Below are 13,690 nucleotides of genomic sequence, written 5' to 3'. Positions count from 1 at the left end.
CCCAACTTCGGTTATAAGATCCCTCAAAGATGATGAGGTTAATAGGTTCGAGGTGGAAGCGTGGTGACACGTGGAGCTGACGAATACTAATCGATCGAAGACTTAATCAATTTATTTCAATGTTTTGCGAAGCAAAATCATTTACTTACTATCTAGTTTTGAATGTATAATCATTCTCTTGTCTGGTGACAATGGCAAGGAGGTCACACCTGTTCCCATGCCGAACACAGAAGTTAAGCTCCTTAGCGCCGATGGTAGTTGGATTTACGTTCCGCTAGAGTAGGACGTTGCCAGGCATAATATAATGGAGAATTAGCTCAGCTGGGAGAGCATCTGCCTTACAAGCAGAGGGTCGGCGGTTCGAACCCGTCATTCTCCACCATTTTATCAAAACAATATATTGCCGGCCTAGCTCAATTGGTAGAGCAACTGACTTGTAATCAGTAGGTTGGGGGTTCAAGTCCTCTGGCCGGCACCATCTATTTTGAGCCATTAGCTCAGTTGGTAGAGCATCTGACTTTTAATCAGAGGGTCAGAGGTTCGAATCCTCTATGGCTCACATGTATACGCGGGTGTGGCGGAATTGGCAGACGCACTAGACTTAGGATCTAGCGCCTTACGGCGTGGGGGTTCGACTCCCTTCACCCGCATACGCGGAAGTAGTTCAGTGGTAGAACACCACCTTGCCAAGGTGGGGGTCGCGGGTTCGAATCCCGTCTTCCGCTCCATTATTTTTAATACAGTGCCGGGGTGGCGGAACTGGCAGACGCACAGGACTTAAAATCCTGCGGTGAGAGATCACCGTACCGGTTCGATTCCGGTCCTCGGCACCATGTATAATTTTGCGCCCGTAGCTCAATTGGATAGAGCGTTTGACTACGGATCAAGAGGTTATGGGTTCGACTCCTATCGGGCGCGTTCTCTTACGGGAAGTAGCTCAGCTTGGTAGAGCACTTGGTTTGGGACCAAGGGGTCGCAGGTTCGAATCCTGTCTTCCCGATAGGAACTTTAATTATATAGAAATATGGGGGCTTAGCTCAGCTGGGAGAGCGCCTGCTTTGCACGCAGGAGGTCAGCGGTTCGATCCCGCTAGTCTCCACCATATTAAATTTACAAACTAGATAACGGCGGTGTAGCTCAGCTGGCTAGAGCGTACGGTTCATACCCGTGAGGTCGGGGGTTCGATCCCCTCCACCGCCACTACTTATTAGTTGTAGAATTATAATTTGGACCTTTAGCTCAGTTGGTTAGAGCTAACGGCTCATAACCGTTCGGTCGCAGGTTCGAGTCCTGCAAGGTCCATATAATTTTGGAGGAATACCCAAGTCCGGCTGAAGGGATCGGTCTTGAAAACCGACAGGGGCTTAACGGCTCGCGGGGGTTCGAATCCCTCTTCCTCCGTATTTTATTGGTCTCGTAGTGTAGCGGTTAACACGCCTGCCTGTCACGCAGGAGATCGCGGGTTCGATTCCCGTCGAGACCGCCATTTAATAATTTTATAGTAATTTACATTTAATTAGTGGAGGAATACCCAAGTCCGGCTGAAGGGATCGGTCTTGAAAACCGACAGGGCCTTAACGGGCCGCGGGGGTTCGAATCCCTCTTCCTCCGCCATTAATTATTATCGCGGGATGGAGCAGTTCGGTAGCTCGTCGGGCTCATAACCCGAAGGTCGGTGGTTCAAATCCGCCTCCCGCAATTTATCTTTTAGGTCTCGTAGTGTAGCGGTTAACACGCCTGCCTGTCACGCAGGAGATCGCGGGTTCGATTCCCGTCGAGACCGCCATTACAAATTACGGTTCAGTAGCTCAGTTGGTAGAGCAATGGATTGAAGCTCCATGTGTCGGCAGTTCGACTCTGTCCTGAACCATTTTGTTATGCCGGCCTAGCTCAATTGGTAGAGCAACTGACTTGTAATCAGTAGGTTGGGGGTTCAAGTCCTCTGGCCGGCACCATCTCATGGAGGGGTAGCGAAGTGGCTAAACGCGGCGGACTGTAAATCCGCTCCTTCGGGTTCGGCAGTTCGAATCTGCCCCCCTCCACCATCTTAAATTAGGGACATAGTTCAACGGTAGAATAGAGGTCTCCAAAACCTTTGATGTGGGTTCGATTCCTACTGTCCCTGCCATGGCGGTTGTGGCGAAGTGGTTAACGCATCGGATTGTGGTTCCGACACTCGAGGGTTCGATTCCCTTCAACCGCCCTTAATTTTATTAATGGGCTATAGCCAAGCGGTAAGGCAACGGACTTTGACTCCGTCATGCGCTGGTTCGAATCCAGCTAGCCCAGTTATTGGCGGCATAGCCAAGTGGTAAGGCAGAGGTCTGCAAAACCTTTATCACCGGTTCAAATCCGGTTGCCGCCTCCATGCACGATGCGGGAGTAGTTCAATTTTAGAACACATTCCTTCCCGGAATGAGGTATAGGTGCAAGTCCTATCTTCCGCTCCATAATTCTTAATAATGCGGGAGTATTTCAACTCTTAGAATATGTTCCTTCCCGGAACAAGGTATAGGTGCAAGTCCTATCTTCCGCTCCATAATTCTTAATAATGCGGGAGTATTTCAACTCTTAGAATATGTTCCTTCCCGGAACAAGGTGTAGGTGTAAATCCTATCTTCCGCTCCAATAAATTTTTAATAATGCGGGAGTATTTCAACTTTTAGAATACGTTCCTTCCCGGAACGAGATATAGGTGCAAATCCTATCTTCCGCTCCATGTTTTTGCTTCCAAATGGAAGTTTTTTATTTATCAAAAATTGAGCCGGCGTGGCGGAATTGGCAGACGCGCGGGACTCAAAATCCCGTTCCTGTATTGGAGTGTCGGTTCGACCCCGACCGCCGGTATAATTCTTAATGTGGAAATGTTGTTTTAACAACGTTTCCACTTTTTTTGTTTTGTAATTGATTTCAATTTTTCAATTTTCTAGTCAGTGGTTAAGTATCAGTTATTTAACTATTATATTTATAATTGTTTAACTTCTTATGTTAAGTTTTATCAATGGTATTTTTTAAAAATTAGCATTAATTTTTGATTAAAAAAGAAACGTTCATATTGTTAAACACATTAGTTTGTACTAAGATAAAGCTAATGTTTGAAAACGGAGGCTACTATGAGTAAACAACGTGTAAGTTTAAAGTATTTTTTTAGTAATATTCTAAATGCGGTCGGTGCTGGAGTAGTATTAGCTTTATTGCCAAATGCGTTATTAGGAGAATTTTTGAAGTTATTTATGGATTCACATCCAATGCTCGAAACTGTTTTTCAATTAGTAATGATAATTCAATCATTCATGGCATTTATTATCGGTGTTTTAGCTGCACATCAATTTAAGTTTAATGGGACAGGTTCTTGTATGGTAGGCATAGCCGCAATGCTTGGATCTGGAGCGGTTCAATTTACAGCTAAGGGCATTGTTTTAAAAGGGATTGGAGATATAATCAATATCATATTAGTTGTAATTATATCTTGTGCAATGTATATGTTTTTACAAGGAAAATTAGGCTCACTTGAAATGATTATATTACCAGTTGTAATACCTGTATTAAGTGGATTAATTGGTTTATTAACTTTACCTTATGTACAAACAATTACTAAAGGACTTGGCCATATGGTGAATTCATTCACTGATCTTAATCCTTTAATTATGTCTATACTAATAAGTGTGACTTTCTCATTGTTAATGGTTACACCTATTTCATTAGTCGCCATAGCAACAGCTATAAGTTTAACTGGTTTGGGAAGTGGTGCTGCTAACATGGGCATTGTCGCAGCTTGTGTGACTTTTATATTCGGTTCAATAAGAGTTAACTCTATGGGAGTTAATATTGTTTTACTTATAGGTGCAGCGAAGATGATGATTCCAGTCTATTTAAAAAATTTAATTATTGCAGTTCCTTTAACTTTAAATGGTATCGTCTCTGGTGTATTGACATATGCTATAGGTATTAAAGGTACACCTTTATCTGCCGGATTTGGTTATACTGGCCTGGTAGGACCGATTAATGCATTTAATAGAATGTCTGGAGACACTACTATAATTATTATTTTGCTCGTTTTCGGCTATTTTGTTATTCCATTTGTGAGTGCATTCATTATACATGAAATATGCAAAAAATTAATACCAAGCTATCATGATGGTATATACAAATTCGAAATTCCTAAACAATAATAGCAATTAAAATGTATGTACAAAAGTTTAATTTATATAATGAAATAAATTTAATTCAAAGCTTTTAACTGAATTGAGAAAGTGTTTATATTGACCTTTTCTCAACTCTAGTTAACCTGTCAGGGTGAGACAAAGATTCAAATCGAATTTTGTTTCACTCTTTTTTAAAATTTTTATTGTATATTAATGCGTGTAAGTGTATAATAATGAATTAATTAAAGGAGGTTGCTTATGAAAAAATTAACAAAAGTACTTGCGATAGCAATCTTAATTAGTTTGACATTGATATACATACAACCAATGGCATTAGCTGATGAAGATGCAACTTGGAATAAAATTAAAGATAGGGGTGAATTAAGAGTAGGATTATCAGCTGATTACGCACCATTAGAATTTGAAAAAACTAAAAATGGTAAAACAGAGTATGCTGGTGTAGATATTGAATTAGCAAAAAAAATTGCCAAAGATAATCATTTAAAGTTAAAAATAGTGAATATGCAATTTGATAGCCTACTTGGAGCTTTGAAAACTGGAAAAATTGACATAATTATATCAGGAATGACAACAACACCTGAAAGAAAAAAAGAAGTTGATTTTTCCGAACCATATATGGAAACAGGAAATGTTATGTTAATTAGAAAAAATAATAATGATACCTTCCATAAGTTGAGTGATTTTAATAATAAAAAAATAGGAGCTCAAAAGGGCAGTGAACAAGAAAAAATTGCACAGCAAGAAATAGAAAATGCACAAATAAGTTCATTAAATCGTTTACCAGATGCAATTTTGGCACTTAAAAGTAAAAAAATTGATGGTTTAGTAATCGAAAAACCAGTAGCAGATGCTTATGCTAAGCAAAATAAGGATTTAAATATTGTCCATGTTTCTTTCAATGAAGAAAAGAAACCCACAGTTATAGCACTACCGAAAGACTCACCAATTTTATTAGAACACTTAAATCATTCTATTAAAGATGTTAAAGATAAACATTTAATTAATAAATATATGGATATTGCTTCAGAACAAATGGTTGATGATGGAAGCTTTATTCAAAAGTATGGAACTTTTTTCTTAAAAGGATTACAAAACACTATAATAATTTCTTTAATTGGTGTTGTATGTGGAGCAATAATCGGGTCATTTATTGCACTTGCAAAATTAAGTAAGTTTAAAATTATTTCTTTACCCGCAACAATATATATAGAATTTTTAAGAGGAACACCGATGTTAGTGCAAGTGTTTATCGTATTTTTTGGCACTACTGCGCTTTTAGGATTAGACATTTCTGCTTTAATTTGTGGGACGATTGCCTTAGTTATTAATTCTTCAGCCTATATTGCTGAGATAATTAGAGCTGGAATTAATGCAGTAGATAAAGGTCAAACTGAAGCTGCACAATGCTTGGGGTTAAACTACTCAAAAACAATGATTTATATCATATTGCCTCAAGCTTTTAAAAATATATTACCAGCGCTAGGAAACGAATTTGTAACTTTAATAAAAGAATCATCAATCATATCTACAATTGGGGTTGGTGAAATTATGTTTAATGCACAGGTTGTTCAAGGTATTTCATTTGATCCATTTACGCCATTAATCATAGCAGCATGTATGTACTTTGTATTAACTTTTTCATTATCAAGATTAATGAGTTTAATAGAAGGGAGAATGAAAGCAAGTGATTAAAATTGAAAATTTAAATAAAAAATTTGGGAAAAATGAAGTGCTCAAGGATATTAATTTAGAAATTAAAAAAGGTGAAGTATTAGCGATTATAGGACCATCAGGAAGTGGAAAAAGCACTTTATTAAGATGTATGAACTTGTTAGAAACACCAACAAACGGAAGGGTTGTATTCGAAGGTAATGAACTCTCTATTCACAAAAATAACTTAAATAAATTACGTCAAAAAATGGGCATGGTCTTTCAAAATTTTAATCTGTTTCCACATAAGACTGTATTAAATAACATCATATTGGCTCCTAAGTTATTAAATAAAAGCGATTTAAATCAATTGAAACAAGAGGCATTATCATTATTAGAAAAAGTTGGACTTGAAGATAAGGCAAATGTATATCCTTCTCAATTATCTGGAGGACAAAAACAAAGAGTTGCGATTGCAAGGGCACTGGCTATGCATCCAGATATTATATTGTTTGATGAACCTACGTCTGCATTGGATCCAGAGGTAGTGTATGATGTTCTAAAGGTAATGAAAGATTTAGCTAAAGAAGGAATGACAATGGTTGTTGTTACACACGAAATGGGATTTGCAAAAGATGTGAGTGATAAAGTTATATTTATGGCAGATGGGCATGTTATTGAAGAAGGTTCACCTCAGCAAATATTTCAATCACCAACTCATCAAAGAACGCAAAACTTTTTATCAAGAGTTTTATAATAAGTAAACAAATAGCAGCGAGTCTGAGACATCATATCATGTTTCAAACTCGCTATTTTTAAATTGAACTGGAATATTTATTAGGAAAGTGTCCAATTATTATATAAATAAATAACGATTTCATTATGTGGATTATGTTAAAATGTAATATGTATAAATTTTAAGGAGGCAAATGAATTGGATTATAATTGGCTTAAACAAGAAGTCATCGATTATGCTTATTCAATAGGTATTGATAGTATAGGTTTTACTACTGCCGATCCATTTGATGAACTTAAAAAGAAATTAGAAGATTATCATGCAAATGGCTATGCTTCGGGTTTTGAGGAGTCAGATATTTCATTAAGAACTGAGCCAAAATTAAGTTTGCCTACCGCACGCTCAATTATAGCAATTGCTGTTGGATATCCGAATAAGCTTAAAGGTGCACCTAAAAGTGTCAGAGGTGATCGCCGAGGTATGTTTGCTCGTGCCTCTTGGGGGCAAGATTATCACTCTATTATGCGTAAACGTTTAGATAAACTTGCTGATTTTATACAATCTAAAGTTCCTGATGTAGAACTAAAAAGTATGGTTGATACTGGTGTATTATCAGATAGGGCCGTTGCTGAACGAGCAGGTTTAGGATTTGCTGGACGTAATGGTTTTATTATTAATCCAGATTTAGGAACATGGAGTTATTTAGGTGAAATGTTAGTGAGTATTCCATTTGAACCTGATGATCCATTACTTGATAGCTGTGGAGATTGTACAATATGTGTAGATAGATGTCCTACAGGGGCGCTTGTTGGAAATGGTCAATTGAATTCTCAAAAATGTATTAGTTTTTTAACTCAAACTAAAGGATATCTGCAAGATGAATATAGATATAAGATAGGCAATCGCTTATATGGATGTGACACGTGTCAACAAGTTTGTCCTAGAAATAGGGGAATCAATACAACGCATGATGACATTATACTAGAACCTGAGATTCTAAAACCAAGATTAGTACCGTTATTACAAATGAGCAATAAAGAATTCAAACAAACATATGGGCATTTAGCTGGTGCTTGGCGAGGTAAAAAACCAATTCAACGTAATGCAATCATAGCTTTAGCACATTTTAATGAAGAGGCAGCAATACCAGAACTTAAGGAAGTTGCATTAAATGATCCAAGACCAATGATAAGAGGGACGGCATACTGGGCGATTGGCCAAATTCAAGGTGAAGATGCACGTGAATTTATAGTTGCAAACTATGAAAATGAAATTGAAGAAGTTCAAAATGAAATGATAAAAGGACTAGAAATGAGGAAACTTTAAATGACAAACCATATTGTTTTATTTCAACCAGAGATTCCTGCAAATACTGGTAATATTGCACGTACCTGTGCAGGAACGAACACACATTTACATTTAATTAAGCCTTTGGGCTTCAGTACTGATGATAAAATGTTAAAACGTGCTGGCCTTGATTATTGGGAGCATGTATATATTACTTATCATGAAAGTATTGAAGATTTTTTCGATGCTACTCAAGGTGAGTACTACTTACTAACTAAATTTGGAAAACAAACGTATAGTGATTTTGATTTTTCTAAAGAAGATACAGATTATTATTTTATATTTGGAAGAGAAACGACTGGTTTACCGGATTGGGTAAAAGAGAAATACGCTGACATGGCATTAAGAATTCCTATGAGTGAAAATATCAGATCGTTAAATTTATCTAACACAGCCGCTTTATTAATTTATGAAGCATTGCGACAACAAAATTTCCCAGGCTTATCCTAATAAGTAGTAAGTTAGTTAAAATTCTATGCATCTATTTATTAAAAAATGTTATATTTATTAGTGATTTATAATAACATTTTTAAAATAGTTTGATTTAGTGTCTAAAAGGGTAAATTAACGAATAATACGTTATTTATATGACATTGATGAACTAAGAGGAGTGTAATGACAATGGCAATGAACTTTAAAGTATTTAATGATGTAGAACATGTAGCTGAGTACACAGCAGATATCATTAGAAAGCAATTTAATAACAACCCTACAACTATTGCGGGAATTCATTTAACAAAGGATGCTGCACCTGTTTTAGATGAGTTAAAGAAAGATGTAGATCATAATGCGGTTGATTTTAGTCAAGTAAATATCTTAGATTATGACGATAATCGCTCATACTATGAAGCATTAGGTGTACCTGCTAGTCAAATTTATCCAATTAATTTTGACGATGATGCAGAATCTTTAATTGATGACAAAATTAAAACTAAAGAAAATAAAGGCAAATTAATTTTACAAGTTACTTCTATTGATGAATCAGGTAGTTTAAATGTAAATGTAAGACAAGGATTATTAAAAGCACGTGAAGTAGTATTAGTTGTGACTGGTGCTAATAAACGTGAAGTTGTTAAAAAACTTTATGAAGAAAATGGTAAGTCTAGCTTTGAACCAGCTGATTTAAAAACTCATAGAATGGTAACAGTTGTTTTAGATAGAGCAGCTGCAGAAGGTTTACCCGAAGATGTTAAAGAATATTTCACTGCTAGATTTGCTTAAATTTAAAAGTGAGGTCTGAGTTATGACTAAAAATAAAGATTCAGAATTAAATTATCATGAGGAAGAAAATGCGGTGGTTCAAGATTTAGATGACTTGAAAACATTGGGCAAAGAAATGGAACAAATTTCTGAAGAAAACGATGAGGACAAGTTGAATCAATCGCATGAGTAAATTTTAACTTGATGATAATTAACAAAATAAATATTATTTATGAACCAAGTAACCTAAGATGTTAAAGATGTCTTAGGTTATTTTTTGATGAAGCAATATACATTGTCATTTGAGTGCGTAAATTCATCAATCAATCATTTAATTCAATTTAATGCTATAAAAATTATGGTAAAATAAAATTCAATGAAAATGTATAAGGAGAGCTTAAAATGTTACATAGATATTGGCTTCCACTTACGATTGCCACAATTATTATTAGTTTACTTTCTATAAAAGGATTTCCAATAGCATTCGGTGCACTTTACTTACCTATTTTGTTTAAAATCATAAAATTACAATTAAAGTTATCTCAAGGCTTAATTGATAATATTAGTGCTCAGCCTTTTATTAAGAGTAATCAAACAGGTGTGTTCATAAGTGTGTTGTGTTGTATTTTAATAACTGGTATTTTAATTTATTCTTTAAATGATATTTATGAGCAATTCACTGGTTTTATAGGATTTCTAGTTCAAATTAGTCCTATTACAATAACTTTAAGTATTATATTTTATATTTTGAGTGCTTTAGCTGTTATTAAAGCAGTAAAAGTTAAATATCAAGTCTAACTTAAGCAAGCAACGGTCAATTACGATAAGACAAAATTTTTCAAAGATAATAACGATTGGGACATTAAATCATTGTTTCAATCGTTATTTTTTATATCTATGATATGAATTTGTATTATTGAAACCGCTTTAGTAATGCATTGCCCCTTTAATTTAAATAATGCTATACTATGAATAAATAATTGTATAAGGGGAGATTATCGCATGTCAGTAAGAATTGAACACGATACATTCGGAGAGATTGAAGTACCTGGTGATAAATATTGGGGTGCACAAACGGAGAGAAGTAAACGAAACTTTCCTGTAGGTAAAGAACGTATGCCAATTGAAGTAGTATATGGATTTGCTCAATTAAAACGAGGTGCAGCATTAGCAAATCATGAACTAGGAAAACTAAGTGACGCTAAAAAAGATGCAATCGTTTACGCTTGTGATTTAATTTTAAAAGGGGAATTAGATGAACATTTCCCACTAGTTGTTTGGCAAACAGGAAGCGGTACGCAAAGTAACATGAACGTTAACGAAGTAGTCAGCTTCGTAGCAAATAAATATTTAAAAGAACAAGGTATCGATGAATCGATTCATCCTAATGATGATGTGAATAAATCTCAAAGTTCAAATGATACATTTCCAACAGCAATGCATGTTGCATTATATCATGAAGTTGAAATGAAACTTGAACCTTCATTAAAACATTTACGTGATACTTTTAAAGAAAAAGAAGATAAATACCAATCAATTATTAAAATTGGACGTACACATTTACAAGATGCGACACCAATTAAATTAGGTCAAGAAATTAGTGGCTGGCGTTATATGTTAGATAAATGTGAAGAATTATTAGCTGAATCAAAAAAACATATCTTAAGTTTGGCTATCGGTGGAACTGCCGTAGGTACAGGTATTAATGCACATCCAGAATTTGGTAATAAAGTTGCTAAATTTATCTCAGAGAATACTGGATATAAATTTGTATCATCTGAAAATAAATTCCATGCGTTGACTTCACATGATGAAGTCGTGCAATTACATGGTACGTTAAAAGCCTTAGCAGCAGACTTAATGAAAATCGCCAATGATATTAGATGGTTAGCATCTGGTCCTAGAGCGGGGCTTGCAGAGATTTCAATTCCTGAAAATGAACCAGGATCATCAATCATGCCTGGTAAAGTAAATCCAACACAATGTGAAATGTTAACTATGGTTGCAGTACAAGTTATGGGTAATGACACTACAGTTGGTATTGCAAGTTCTCAAGGTAATTTTGAATTAAATGTATTTAAACCAGTAATTCTTCATAATACATTACAATCAATTTACTTACTTGCAGATGGTATGCAAACGTTTAATGATAATTGTGCAGTCGGCATTGAACCAATTGAAGAAAACATTAATAATTATTTAAATCAATCATTAATGTTAGTTACTGCGCTAAATCCACACATTGGTTATGAAAAAGCTGCTCAAATTGCCAAGAAAGCACATAAAGAAGGGTTAACATTAAAAGAATCGGCTATTCAATCTGGTCATGTTACAGAAGAACAATTTGAAGAATGGATAAAACCTGAAGATATGGTGGATCCACACTAAAAAACAACCACATATAACTAATAAAAGGAGTAACTGTCTATGAATCGATAGTTACTCCTTATTATTTATTCATCATCCAAACTAACTGATATTAATTCTTGAGTGAGTGGATGTTTAAATTCAATTTTATGACTATTAAGTTCTAGTTGGCGTAATGTAGAATTACCATACAAAGGATCGCCTATAACAGGATGACCAATTTCAGCTAAATGAACTCTAATTTGATGGGTACGGCCCGTATCTAATTTAATATCCAATTGGCATACGCCTTCTTTTATCATTTTAGAGGAAAGAATATGCGTAATTGCTCGTTGACCTGTATTAGAAATTCGTCGTTTATTTGGATGGAATTTATCCTTACCTATAGGACTATCAATAGTTTGAGGTTTAATTGGTAATAATGACTTAACATTAGCCTTATATATTCTTGTAATTTCATTTTCTTCCAACATACGATCTAGAATTTTTTTCATTAGAGGATTCTTAGCTACAATGAGTAAACCAACCGTTTCTTGGTCTAAGCGATGAATAGGTTCGACATATTCACTATCTAACGTATAAATAACATGATTCATTAAAGTGTTACTCTCTTTTAAATCGTTTGGATGAGTCTTAACGCCTTTAGGTTTCATGACAATAGCTAAATCATCATCTTCATAACTAATTTGTGCGTAACGATAACTAGGTAAGTAATTACTTTTTTCTACTGGTGTTGGAATGTAAATATCATCCCCGGTAACCACTTTATCTGTTAATTTCGCAGGGTGATTGTTTATAGTTATATCTTTTGACATATTTAACTGATGTAAGTCTTTCTTAGGCAATTTCAATGATTGAAAGATTTCTCTCAACGTATTTTGATTATAATTCTCATGTATTTTAAACTTCATAATTTCCTCCTAATAGCATTCGCATTAATCATACCATATCTTAGATTGCTAATAACGTATATTAATCACAATCTTACGAAATTCATAATAAATAATAATATGTAACTTAAAAATTTTTACATTTTTAAAAATGTAAATCTCACTGTATAATAAGACTAATGCAAATATGAGTAACTGAGGCGATTTCATGGAAAAACCAACACGCTTAGCATTATTAAAAGAAATAGCAGAATATCTCAATGAGGAAACAGAATTATATAATATGATGCACGGTGCTTTGAATTATTTAATAAATGGTAGTAACTTTACAACTGGTTGGATTTTCTTTATAGATAATAACGGCCATCACGAGATAGTAGCTGATGTTGATCTCCCAGGTGCATTAAAAAAGGATAATTGCTGTTATATGAAAGAGGGATCTTGTTGGTGTGTCACTGCGTATCATAATGAGCGTTTAACGAAGGCTTCTAACATAATCAATTGTTCTAGAATAAATTTAGCAAATCAAGCATATAAAGCAGCAACAGAAGGTGTAACACACCATGCTACAGTGCCACTACGCTCTGGCACAGAACAATATGGTTTACTCAATGTTGCATCACCATATACTACGCGTTATAGCGAACAGGATTTAGCCCTATTAGAATCGGTCGCTTTACAGATTGGCTCTTCAATTAAACGCATTTATTTAACTGATCAAGAAAAAGAGGCAGCTAGATTAAATGAACGTAATCGCTTAGCAAGAGACTTACATGATTCAGTAAACCAACTATTATTTTCATTAAAATTGACCGCTCATGCAGCACATGACATAACGACAGATGAAATTGCGAAAAAAGCTTTTAAGACAATTGAAGAAACAAGTCAAAATGCGGTTAATGAAATGCGTACACTAATTTGGCAACTTAAACCAGTAGGTCTTGAGCATGGTTTGGTGCAGGCATTAAATCAATATGCACAAATTCTTAATATAAAACTAACAATAAGTGTTGATGGAATTATTAGTTTATCAAATATCGTAGAAGAGAACGTTTACAGGATATTACAGGAATGTATAAATAATACTAAAAAACATGCTCAAACTAATTCAGTACATATTATTTTAAAACAAGATAAAGAAAAGTTGATAATTATTGCAAAAGATGAAGGAATTGGTTTCGATATGAATAAAGAAACTAATACTTCATCACAAGGGTTAAAAAACATAAGTCAACGAATTTATGCATTAAATGGACAAGTTAACATAGATACAATGCCTAACAAAGGAACAACGCTATCTTTAGAGATTCCTTTGTAAATTGGTGAAAGGAGAA

11 protein-coding genes, 26 tRNA genes and 2 rRNA genes are annotated in these 13,690 nt (G+C 34.8%); 38 read left to right on the top strand and 1 reads right to left on the bottom strand.

Translation table 11 applies throughout. The features are described 5' to 3' along the window. The 37 genes from BDW31_RS05270 to fumC form a co-directional block, all read left to right on the top strand. A 23S ribosomal RNA gene (locus BDW31_RS05270) occupies window positions 1-110 on the top strand; the annotation flags it as partial. A gap of 71 nt (window positions 111-181) precedes the next feature. Then, window positions 182-296: ribosomal RNA gene (gene rrf, locus BDW31_RS05265) — 5S ribosomal RNA — on the top strand. Between the two features lie 10 nt (window positions 297-306). Then, window positions 307-382: transfer RNA gene (locus tag BDW31_RS05260), tRNA-Val, on the top strand. Window positions 383-402: 20 nt separating this feature from the next. Next, window positions 403-478, top strand: a tRNA-Thr gene (locus BDW31_RS05255). Between the two features lie 8 nt (window positions 479-486). Beyond that, window positions 487-559, top strand: a tRNA-Lys gene (locus BDW31_RS05250). A 9-nt stretch (window positions 560-568) separates the two neighbouring features. Then, a tRNA-Leu gene (locus BDW31_RS05245) sits at window positions 569-650 on the top strand. A gap of 3 nt (window positions 651-653) precedes the next feature. Beyond that, a tRNA-Gly gene (locus BDW31_RS05240) sits at window positions 654-728 on the top strand. Window positions 729-744: 16 nt separating this feature from the next. Next, window positions 745-833 (top strand) — tRNA-Leu (locus BDW31_RS05235). 11 nt (window positions 834-844) lie between these two features. Next, window positions 845-918, top strand: a tRNA-Arg gene (locus BDW31_RS05230). 8 nt (window positions 919-926) lie between these two features. Next, window positions 927-1,000, top strand: a tRNA-Pro gene (locus tag BDW31_RS05225). Window positions 1,001-1,026: 26 nt separating this feature from the next. Next, window positions 1,027-1,102: transfer RNA gene (locus BDW31_RS05220), tRNA-Ala, on the top strand. Between the two features lie 24 nt (window positions 1,103-1,126). Beyond that, window positions 1,127-1,200 (top strand) — tRNA-Met (locus BDW31_RS05215). Between the two features lie 28 nt (window positions 1,201-1,228). Next, window positions 1,229-1,302 (top strand) — tRNA-Ile (locus BDW31_RS05210). A 9-nt stretch (window positions 1,303-1,311) separates the two neighbouring features. Beyond that, window positions 1,312-1,401: transfer RNA gene (locus BDW31_RS05205), tRNA-Ser, on the top strand. Between the two features lie 9 nt (window positions 1,402-1,410). Continuing rightward, a tRNA-Asp gene (locus tag BDW31_RS05200) sits at window positions 1,411-1,486 on the top strand. Between the two features lie 35 nt (window positions 1,487-1,521). After that, window positions 1,522-1,614: transfer RNA gene (locus BDW31_RS05195), tRNA-Ser, on the top strand. Between the two features lie 11 nt (window positions 1,615-1,625). Next, window positions 1,626-1,699 (top strand) — tRNA-Met (locus tag BDW31_RS05190). Window positions 1,700-1,710: 11 nt separating this feature from the next. After that, a tRNA-Asp gene (locus BDW31_RS05185) sits at window positions 1,711-1,786 on the top strand. An 11-nt stretch (window positions 1,787-1,797) separates the two neighbouring features. Next, window positions 1,798-1,870, top strand: a tRNA-Phe gene (locus tag BDW31_RS05180). Window positions 1,871-1,879: 9 nt separating this feature from the next. Then, window positions 1,880-1,955: transfer RNA gene (locus tag BDW31_RS05175), tRNA-Thr, on the top strand. A gap of 6 nt (window positions 1,956-1,961) precedes the next feature. After that, window positions 1,962-2,045, top strand: a tRNA-Tyr gene (locus BDW31_RS05170). A 9-nt stretch (window positions 2,046-2,054) separates the two neighbouring features. Further along, a tRNA-Trp gene (locus tag BDW31_RS05165) sits at window positions 2,055-2,128 on the top strand. 2 nt (window positions 2,129-2,130) lie between these two features. Then, window positions 2,131-2,203 (top strand) — tRNA-His (locus BDW31_RS05160). 14 nt (window positions 2,204-2,217) lie between these two features. Further along, a tRNA-Gln gene (locus BDW31_RS05155) sits at window positions 2,218-2,289 on the top strand. 5 nt (window positions 2,290-2,294) lie between these two features. Next, a tRNA-Cys gene (locus BDW31_RS05150) sits at window positions 2,295-2,368 on the top strand. A gap of 8 nt (window positions 2,369-2,376) precedes the next feature. After that, window positions 2,377-2,450 (top strand) — tRNA-Gly (locus tag BDW31_RS05145). A 194-nt stretch (window positions 2,451-2,644) separates the two neighbouring features. After that, window positions 2,645-2,719: transfer RNA gene (locus BDW31_RS12455), tRNA-Gly, on the top strand. Between the two features lie 44 nt (window positions 2,720-2,763). Beyond that, window positions 2,764-2,847 (top strand) — tRNA-Leu (locus BDW31_RS05140). Between the two features lie 266 nt (window positions 2,848-3,113). Continuing rightward, window positions 3,114-4,172, top strand: a complete 1,059-nt coding sequence (locus tag BDW31_RS05135) for a PTS sugar transporter subunit IIC (protein ID WP_110709292.1) — start codon at window positions 3,114-3,116, stop codon at window positions 4,170-4,172. 231 nt (window positions 4,173-4,403) lie between these two features. Continuing rightward, window positions 4,404-5,858, top strand: a complete 1,455-nt coding sequence (locus BDW31_RS05130) for an ABC transporter substrate-binding protein/permease (protein ID WP_110709290.1) — start codon at window positions 4,404-4,406, stop codon at window positions 5,856-5,858. Continuing rightward, window positions 5,851-6,573 carry an amino acid ABC transporter ATP-binding protein gene (locus BDW31_RS05125; protein ID WP_037552178.1) on the top strand — a complete coding sequence of 241 codons (723 nt, stop codon included), beginning with the start codon at window positions 5,851-5,853 and terminating at the stop codon, window positions 6,571-6,573. Before BDW31_RS05130 ends, BDW31_RS05125 begins: the two co-directional genes overlap by 8 nt. Window positions 6,574-6,750: 177 nt before the next feature. Next, window positions 6,751-7,878 carry a tRNA epoxyqueuosine(34) reductase QueG gene (gene queG, locus BDW31_RS05120; RefSeq protein WP_110709288.1) on the top strand — a complete coding sequence of 376 codons (1,128 nt, stop codon included), beginning with the start codon at window positions 6,751-6,753 and terminating at the stop codon, window positions 7,876-7,878. Continuing rightward, window positions 7,879-8,349, top strand: a complete 471-nt coding sequence (gene trmL / locus BDW31_RS05115; RefSeq protein WP_053025428.1) for a tRNA (uridine(34)/cytosine(34)/5-carboxymethylaminomethyluridine(34)-2'-O)-methyltransferase TrmL — start codon at window positions 7,879-7,881, stop codon at window positions 8,347-8,349. Window positions 8,350-8,520: 171 nt separating this feature from the next. After that, complete coding sequence (locus BDW31_RS05110; protein ID WP_037552185.1) at window positions 8,521-9,120, top strand: 6-phosphogluconolactonase; 600 nt, start codon at window positions 8,521-8,523, stop codon at window positions 9,118-9,120. Window positions 9,121-9,142: 22 nt separating this feature from the next. Next, complete coding sequence (locus tag BDW31_RS05105; RefSeq protein WP_110709286.1) at window positions 9,143-9,292, top strand: SAS053 family DNA gyrase inhibitor; 150 nt, start codon at window positions 9,143-9,145, stop codon at window positions 9,290-9,292. Between the two features lie 209 nt (window positions 9,293-9,501). After that, on the top strand, window positions 9,502-9,897 hold the full coding sequence (locus BDW31_RS05100; RefSeq protein ID WP_037552187.1) for a hypothetical protein: 396 nt from the start codon (window positions 9,502-9,504) through the stop codon (window positions 9,895-9,897). Window positions 9,898-10,101: 204 nt separating this feature from the next. Continuing rightward, the gene (fumC, locus tag BDW31_RS05095; RefSeq protein ID WP_110709284.1) at window positions 10,102-11,487 is read left to right on the top strand and encodes a class II fumarate hydratase; all 1,386 of its coding nucleotides are present in this window, start codon (window positions 10,102-10,104) and stop codon (window positions 11,485-11,487) included. A gap of 65 nt (window positions 11,488-11,552) precedes the next feature. Here fumC and BDW31_RS05090 read toward each other — a convergent pair whose 3' ends face one another. Then, window positions 11,553-12,377: an RluA family pseudouridine synthase gene (locus tag BDW31_RS05090; RefSeq protein WP_037552191.1), complete on the bottom strand. Its 825-nt coding sequence runs from the start codon at window positions 12,375-12,377 to the stop codon at window positions 11,553-11,555. A gap of 187 nt (window positions 12,378-12,564) precedes the next feature. On the opposite strand from BDW31_RS05090, the gene BDW31_RS05085 reads away from it, so the two are divergent. Further along, window positions 12,565-13,674, top strand: a complete 1,110-nt coding sequence (locus tag BDW31_RS05085; RefSeq protein ID WP_037552193.1) for a GAF domain-containing sensor histidine kinase — start codon at window positions 12,565-12,567, stop codon at window positions 13,672-13,674. Window positions 13,675-13,690 lie beyond the last annotated feature (16 nt).

This window comes from Staphylococcus sp. AtHG25 (genome assembly GCF_003217445.1).
Classification (GTDB): domain Bacteria; phylum Bacillota; class Bacilli; order Staphylococcales; family Staphylococcaceae; genus Staphylococcus; species Staphylococcus haemolyticus.
Note: the sequence above shows the minus strand (reverse complement) of the source record. Positions and strands in the feature narration are given on the sequence as shown.

Bases quoted from the DNA above. Each gene is read 5' to 3' on its own strand.
- BDW31_RS05135 (WP_110709292.1), top strand. From the start codon at position 3,114: ATGAGTAAACAACGTGTAAGTTTAAAGTATTTTTTTAGTAATATTCTA.
- BDW31_RS05130 (WP_110709290.1), top strand. From the start codon at position 4,404: ATGAAAAAATTAACAAAAGTACTTGCGATAGCAATCTTAATTAGTTTG.
- trmL (WP_053025428.1), top strand. From the start codon at position 7,879: ATGACAAACCATATTGTTTTATTTCAACCAGAGATTCCTGCAAATACT.
- BDW31_RS05110 (WP_037552185.1), top strand. From the start codon at position 8,521: ATGGCAATGAACTTTAAAGTATTTAATGATGTAGAACATGTAGCTGAG.
- BDW31_RS05105 (WP_110709286.1), top strand. From the start codon at position 9,143: ATGACTAAAAATAAAGATTCAGAATTAAATTATCATGAGGAAGAAAAT.
- BDW31_RS05100 (WP_037552187.1), top strand. From the start codon at position 9,502: ATGTTACATAGATATTGGCTTCCACTTACGATTGCCACAATTATTATT.
- fumC (WP_110709284.1), top strand. From the start codon at position 10,102: ATGTCAGTAAGAATTGAACACGATACATTCGGAGAGATTGAAGTACCT.
- BDW31_RS05090 (WP_037552191.1), bottom strand. From the start codon at position 12,377: ATGAAGTTTAAAATACATGAGAATTATAATCAAAATACGTTGAGAGAA.
- BDW31_RS05085 (WP_037552193.1), top strand. From the start codon at position 12,565: ATGGAAAAACCAACACGCTTAGCATTATTAAAAGAAATAGCAGAATAT.